Origin of the sequence: Pseudonocardia lacus, assembly GCF_018531445.1 — a bacterium.
GTDB lineage: Bacteria > Actinomycetota > Actinomycetes > Mycobacteriales > Pseudonocardiaceae > Pseudonocardia > Pseudonocardia lacus.
In genome coordinates, this window is the sequence record NZ_JAHDTH010000300.1 from 1 (window position 1) to 6560 (window position 6560).

The window sequence follows — 6560 nt, forward strand, 5'->3', positions numbered from 1 at the left end:
GGCGGCGCAGCGCGGGACGGGCGGCGCAGCGCGGGACGGGCGGCGCAGCGCGGGACGGGCGGCGCAGCGCGGGACGGGTCGTCGCAGCGCGCCGGCGGGATGCGAGGGCACCGCCTGGTCTGCGAGGCGCCCGGACTCCATGATCCAGTCGGCCGGGAAGGACCCGGTCCTCGCCGAGTTTGGGGACATCAGCCGCTCCAGCGCAGCCCATGCCCCCCGACTCGCCAGTAACTCCGCCGAACGAGAGCCCGGGACCCTCCCCAGCCCCTCCGGGGCGTGATGTGGCCGCATTGCGGCCGGGCTCGGGCCGGGCAAGGAGGCGGCCCGCAGCACCCGGTGCGGGTCGCAGCGCTGGGCGGGTCGTCGCGGGGCGCCGGCGGGCTGCGAGAACACCGCCGGGTCTGCGAAGTGGGCGGATCCTGCACGTCGACAGGGCGAGGGGCGTCCTCGCCGCGCGAGGGTGTGGCGCAGCGCGGGATGGGTCGCGCAGCGCGGGATGGGTCGCGCAGCGCGGGATGGGTCGCGCAGTGCGGGGTGGGTCGCGCAGCGCGGGATGGGTCGCGCAGCGCGGGGTGGGTGCTCGCAGCGCGCCTGACGGCTGCGCGGGCACCGCTGAGTCTGCGAGATGCCCGGATCACCTGGCCGACTTGGCGGGAGGGCGGCTGCGCACACCTGGTGATTCCGCGCCACGGGACCTCGATCCTCCACAATCGACGCTCCCCCGACCCCAGGTGTCACTCCAAGTAGTAGTTGCCCTAACGGTGAGTAGCAGTTGCCGGCGAGCGGTTTAGTGCTCCGGAGACGGGCGACCTCTCCTGCTGTGATGACCACCCCATCGCCGGCTCCCCGCCCGGGTGCCCCCGCCGCGCAGCCCGCGACCGCGCCGTCGCCGGGCGGGTCGTCGGCCGGCCGCGTCAGGCGCGTGCTGGTGGCCCGGCTCGACGGCGCCGGGGACGTCGTCCTGGCCGGCCCCGCGGTCCGCGCGATCGCGGCGGCGGCCGAGGTGACCCTGCTGTGCGGGCCGGCCGGCGCGGCGGCGGGGCGGCTGCTGCCCGGCGTCGCCGACGTGCTGACCTGGGCCTGCCCGTGGGTCCTCGCCGATCCGCCGCCGGTGCGCGGCGCGGACGTCGAAGGTTTCGTGGCGACCGTCGCGGCCGGCGGCTTCGACGCCGCCGTGGTGCTCACCTCGTTCCACCAGTCGCCGCTGCCGCTGGCCCTGCTGCTGCGGCTGGCCGGGGTCCGCTCGATCAGCGGGGCCTCGGTCGACTACCCCGGCGCACTGCTGGACGTGCGGCTGCGCCCCGGCGAGGACCTCGACGAGGACCAGCCGGAGCCGGAGCGGATGCTGGCCATCGCCCGCGCCGCCGGCTTCCCCCCGCCCCCCGGCGACGACGGCGCGCTCGCCGTGCTGCCCCCGCCGGACGTCACGGACCTCCTGCCGGCCGGGCCCTACGTGGTGGTGCACCCCGGCGCGGCCGCCGCGGCCCGGCAGTGGCCGGCCGAGGCTGCGCGGGAGCTGGTCGACCTGCTGGCCGGCACCGGGCGCCGGGTCGTGGTCACCGGAGGCCCCGGCGAGCGGGAGCTGACGGCGCGGGTGGCCGGCCGCGACGGGATCGACCTCGGCGGCCGGACCGACCTCGCCCAGCTGACCGGCGTGCTGGCCGGCGCGGACGCGGTGGTGGTGGGCAACACCGCGGCCGCCCACCTGGCCGCCGCCGTCGGCACCCCGGTCGTGTCGCTGTTCGCCCCCGTGGTGCCCGCCGTGCGCTGGCGGCCCTACCGGGTGGCGCAGGTGCTGCTCGGCGACCAGTCCGCGCCCTGCCGCGACACCCGGGCCACCCGGTGCCCGGTGCCCGGCCACCCCTGCCTGGCCGGGGTGACCGCGACCGACGTCCGGCACGCGCTCGACCGGCTGGTCGGCGCCCGACCCGCGGAGGTACCCGCGTGAGGATCCTGATCTGGCACGTGCACGGGTCCTGGACGACGGCGTTCGTCCAGGGCGGGCACGACTACCTCATCCCGACCCTGCCCGAGCGCGGGCCGTGGGGCGGCGGTCGGCCGGCGGCCTGGCAGTGGCCGGCGGGCGCGGTCGAGGTGGCGCCCGGCGACCTGGCCGACGCCGACGTCGACCTGGTCGTCCTGCAGCGGCCGGAGGAGCTCGACCTGGCCGCGCGCTGGCTGGGCCGCACGCCCGGGCGCGACGTGCCCGCCGTCTACCTGGAGCACAACGCCCCGCGGGGGCACGCCGCCACCAGCCGGCACCCGGTCGCCGACCGGTCCGACCTGCTGCTGGTGCACGTCACCCACTTCAACGCCCTCATGTGGGACGCCGGCAGCACGCCGACCGCCGTCGTCGAGCACGGCGTCATCGACCCCGGGTACCGCTACACCGGCGAGCTGACCGCGGCCGCCGCGGTGATCAACGAACCGGTGCGCCGGGGCCGGATCACCGGCACCGACCTGCTGCCCGGGCTGGCCGCGGGCGCGCCGCTGGACGTGTTCGGGATCGGGGTGAACGGGCTGCCCGCGCACCTGCGCGACGACCTCGGCGTCGACCCGGCGGTCGCGGCGCGGATCCGCGCGGTCGGCGACCTGCCGCAGGGCCGGATGCACGACGAGCTGGCCCGGCGCCGGGTCTACCTGCACACCTCCCGGTGGACGTCGCTGGGGCTGTCGCTGATCGAGGCGATGCTGCTCGGGATGCCGGTGGTCGTGCTGAACACCACCGAGGCCTCGGAGGCCGTCCCGGACGGCGTCGGCGTGCGCTCCACCGACCCGGCCCGGCTGCGCGACGGGCTGCGCGAGCTCGTCGCCGACCCGGCCGCGGCGGCCGAGGCCGGCCGGCGCGCCCGGCAGGCGGCGCTGAGCCGCTACGGGCTGGACCGCTTCCTCGCCGACTGGGACGCCCTGCTGGAGCGCGCCTCGCCCGCCCGCCCCGTCCCGGTCGCCGCCCCGAGCAGAAGGAGCTGACCATGCACATCGCGATGGTGTCCGAGCACGCCAGCCCGCTCGCCGCGCCCGGCGGCCCGGACGCCGGCGGCCAGAACGTGCACGTGCGCGCGCTCGCGCTCGGCCTGGCCGCGGCCGGCCACCGGGTCACCGTGCACACCCGCCGCGACGACCCCGACCTGCCCGACGCCGTCGACATGGCCGACGGCGTGCGGGTCCGCCACCACACCGCCGGGCCCACCGCCCGGATACCCAAGGACCGCATCCTCGCCCACGTCCCGGCGCTCGCGCGGGGGCTCGAACGCGCGTGGCGCGCCGACCCCCCCGACATCGTGCACGCCCACTTCTGGATGTCCGGGCTGGCCGCGCTGGGCGCCGCCCGCGACCGGCGGCTGCCCGTCGTCCAGACGTTCCACGCGCTCGGCCACGTCAAGCGCCGCCACCAGGGCGAGCAGGACACCAGCCCGCCCGGGCGGCTGGCCGCCGAGCGGGACATCGCCCACCGCGTCGACCGGGTCGTCGCCACCTGCGAGGACGAGCTGTTCGAGCTGCGGCGCATCGGCACCCCCCGGCGCGCGGTGGCCGTCGTCCCGTGCGGGGTCGACACCGACGCCTTCAGCCCGCTGGGCCCGGCCATGGCCCGCGGCGACCGCCCGCGGCTGGTGGCCCTCGGCCGGCTGGTGCCGCGCAAGGGCGTCCAGGACGTGATCACCGCGCTGGCCGGGGTCCCCGACGCCGAGCTGCTGGTCGGCGGAGGGCCCGCCGCCGGCGACGACCCCAGCGACGACCCCGACCTGCTGCGCCTGCACCGGGTCGCACGGGCCGCCGGGGTGGCCGACCGGGTCCGCTTCCTCGGTGCCGTCGCCCGCGACGACGTGCCCGCGCTGATGCGCTCGGCCGATGCCGCGGTCTGCGTCCCCTGGTACGAGCCGTTCGGCATGGTCCCCCTGGAGGCCATGGCCTGCGCCACGGCGGTCGTGGCCTCGGCGGTCGGCGGGATGAAGGACACGGTCGTCGACCGGGTCACCGGCCTGCTCGTGCCGCCGCGCGACCCGGACGCCCTCGCGCGCGCACTGCGCGACCTGCTCGCCGACCGCGCGACGACCACCGCCTACGGCGCCGCCGGCCGCGACCGGGTGCTCGCCCGCTACACGTGGCCCCGGATCACGGCCGCCACCGAGGCCGTCTACCAGCAGGTGCTCGACGATCGGCGCAGCGCCGCCGACTCCACCCACACCGTCAGGGAGGCGGGATGAACGAGTACGCGAGCGAACCGGCGGCGCAGCGCTCCACCTCGGCGCCGGCCGAGCCCACCGAGAGCAGACCCACCGAGAGCAGAGCCACCGAGGGCAGAGCGGTGAGCCCGCTGCCGTCCGGGCGGGAGCACCGACCCCCCGAACCGGCCGGCCCGGAGCGGCTGCTCGGCGAGCACGTCGACCGGCTGCAGGCGGCGCTGCCGGCGCTGCGCGCGGCGGCCCGACCGCTGGCCCGCTGGGGCACCGAGCTGGCCGCCCGGCTCACCTCCGGCGGCCGACTGCTCGCCGCCGGCAACGGCGGCAGCGCGGCCGAGGTGCAGCACCTGACCGCCGAGCTGGTGGGCCGGTTCGAGGGCGAGCGCGTCCCGCTGCCGGCGCTGGCCCTGCACGGGGACACCTCGGCGCTGACCGCGATCGGCAACGACTACGGCTACGCGGAGGTCTACGCCCGCCAGGTCCGCGCGCACGCCCGCCCCGGCGACGTGCTGATGCTGCTCTCGGCCAGCGGGCGCAGCCCCAACCTGCTGCACGCGGCGACCGCCGCCCACCAGTGCGGGGCGCTGACCTGGGCGCTGACCGGTCCCGGCCCCAACCCGCTGGCCCGGATGTGCAGCGAGGCGGTGTGCGTGCCCGGTGACACCGCGACCGTGCAGGAGGCCCACCTGGCCGCGATCCACATGCTCTGCCGCGCGATCGAGGCGGCGCTGCCGGCCGACCTGCGCTCCGGCGCGTCCGGCGCGCCGCGCGCCGCGTCCTGACCGTCCCCAGACCCCGGAGGTACCCGATGACCGCACCCACCACCCAGGACCGCCCCGCCGCGGCCCCGTCCCCGTCCGCCCCGCTGGGCACCGTGCTCGTCACCGGGGCCGCCTCCGGGCTCGGCCGGGCTGTCGCCGCCGCCGTGGCCACCGCGGGCGGCACCCCGCTGCTGGTCGACCGCGTCGACCCGCGCGAGAGCGGTGATCCCGCGCTCACCGAGGCCGCGACCGCGGTCGTCGACCTGGCCGACGGCCGCGCCGCCGAGTCCGCGGTCGGCGAGCTGATCGCCCGGGCCGGTCGGCTGGACGCCGTGGTCACCGCGGCCGGTACCGACGCCTGCGGGCGGATGGAGGACGTGCCGGCGGCCGACTGGGAGCGCGTCGTGCAGGTGAACCTGCTCGGCACGGCCGCCGTCGTGCGGGCCGCCATCCCGGCGCTGCGGGAGAGCCGCGGCCGGATCGTCACCATCGCCTCCACCCTCGGCCTGCGCGCGCTGCCCGACGCCAGCGCGTACTGCGCGGCGAAGTTCGGCGTGGTCGGCATGACCCGCGCGCTGGCCGCGGAGCTGGCCGGCGAGATCGGGGTGACCCTGATGATCCCCGGCGGGATGGACACCGCGTTCTTCGACGGGCGCACCGAGCAGTACCGGCCCGGCCCGGACGCCATGCTCAACGACCCCCGCCAGGTCGCGGCTGCGATCCTGTTCGCGCTCGGCCGGCCGACCGGCGTGGAGCTGCGCGAGCTGGTCGTGACCCCGTCGGTGGAGCCGTCGTGGCCGTGACCGGAACCGGGCCCAGGCGCCTGCGCACGATCGTCGAGCCGGCGGGGCCGGCCGGGCCGGCGCTGCCCGGGCTGATCGCCGACCGGGCCCCGCGGGTGCTGGTGCTCGGCGACGCCCTGCTCGACGGCTGGGTCTCCGGCCCCACCCGGCGCACCGGCCGCGACGGCCCGGTGCCCGTGGTCGAGCTGGACCGCGGGCACAGCGCCCCGGGCGGGGCGGCGAACAGCGCCGCCGCGCTGGCCGCGCTCGGCGCGCGGGTCGAACTGGTCGCGGTCGTCGGCGACGACCACGACGGCCGGGTGCTGCGCCGCGCGCTCGACGCCGCCGGGGTGAGCACCGGGCGCTGCGTCGTGGCCGCCGGGCAGCCGACCGCCACGAAGCGCCGGGTGCTGGCCGGCGAGCCGGTCGAACAGCTGGTGGCCCGGTTCGACGTCAACCCGCCCGCACCGGACACGGCCACCCTGCGCGCCGTCGCCGACCGGGTGACCGCGGCGCTGGCCGAGCCGTGGGACGCGGTGCTGGTGGCCGACTACGGGCTCGGCGCGCTCGCCGGCCCGGTGCGCAGGCGGATCGAGCGGGCCCGCTCGCGGATCGGCCTGCTGGTCGTCGACGCGCACGATCCGACGCCCTGGGCGGCGCTGCGCCCGGACGCGATCACCCCGAGCGCCGAGGAGGCGGCCCGGCTGCTGGGCGAGCCGGTCCCCCGCGGCGACCGGCTCGGCTGGGGGCTGGACCGGCACGCCCGGCTGGTGGACGCCGCGGGCGGCGCGCACGTGCTGCTCACGCTGGACGTCGACGGCGTGCTGGCGCTGCCG

General features: G+C 78.5%; 7 protein-coding genes. 6 read left to right on the forward strand and 1 reads right to left on the reverse strand.

Annotation, left to right across the window (positions count from 1 at the left end; genetic code table 11):
* On the reverse strand, positions 1-189 hold a 189-nt coding region (locus tag KIK08_RS36085), incomplete at its 3' end, for a hypothetical protein (protein ID WP_214407811.1).
* Positions 190-823: 634 nt separating this feature from the next.
* On the opposite strand from KIK08_RS36085, the gene KIK08_RS36090 reads away from it, so the two are divergent.
* The 6 genes from KIK08_RS36090 to KIK08_RS36115 form a co-directional block, all read left to right on the forward strand.
* Positions 824-1948 carry a glycosyltransferase family 9 protein gene (locus KIK08_RS36090; protein WP_214407812.1) on the forward strand — a complete coding sequence of 375 codons (1125 nt, stop codon included), beginning with the start codon at positions 824-826 and terminating at the stop codon, positions 1946-1948.
* Positions 1945-2970 (forward strand): glycosyltransferase, encoded by a 1026-nt coding sequence (locus tag KIK08_RS36095; RefSeq protein ID WP_214407813.1) that lies wholly within the window; start codon positions 1945-1947, stop codon positions 2968-2970. The genes KIK08_RS36090 and KIK08_RS36095 overlap by 4 nt, the downstream gene beginning before the upstream one ends.
* A 2-nt stretch (positions 2971-2972) precedes the next feature.
* Positions 2973-4205, forward strand: a complete 1233-nt coding sequence (locus KIK08_RS36100; RefSeq protein ID WP_214407814.1) for a glycosyltransferase — start codon at positions 2973-2975, stop codon at positions 4203-4205.
* Between the two features lie 161 nt (positions 4206-4366).
* Positions 4367-4963: a D-sedoheptulose-7-phosphate isomerase gene (locus KIK08_RS36105; protein ID WP_408004782.1), complete on the forward strand. Its 597-nt coding sequence runs from the start codon at positions 4367-4369 to the stop codon at positions 4961-4963.
* 26 nt (positions 4964-4989) lie between these two features.
* Complete coding sequence (locus KIK08_RS36110) at positions 4990-5745, forward strand: SDR family oxidoreductase (protein ID WP_214407816.1); 756 nt, start codon at positions 4990-4992, stop codon at positions 5743-5745.
* Positions 5736-6560: PfkB family carbohydrate kinase (locus KIK08_RS36115; protein ID WP_308258114.1), on the forward strand; the 825-nt coding region annotated here is incomplete at its 3' end. The genes KIK08_RS36110 and KIK08_RS36115, both read left to right, overlap by 10 nt.

Excerpts from the sequence above, each read along its gene's own strand:
- KIK08_RS36090 (WP_214407812.1), top strand. The coding sequence starts at position 824 with ATGACCACCCCATCGCCGGCTCCCCGCCCGGGTGCCCCCGCCGCGCAG.
- KIK08_RS36100 (WP_214407814.1), top strand. The coding sequence starts at position 2,973 with ATGCACATCGCGATGGTGTCCGAGCACGCCAGCCCGCTCGCCGCGCCC.
- KIK08_RS36110 (WP_214407816.1), top strand. The coding sequence starts at position 4,990 with ATGACCGCACCCACCACCCAGGACCGCCCCGCCGCGGCCCCGTCCCCG.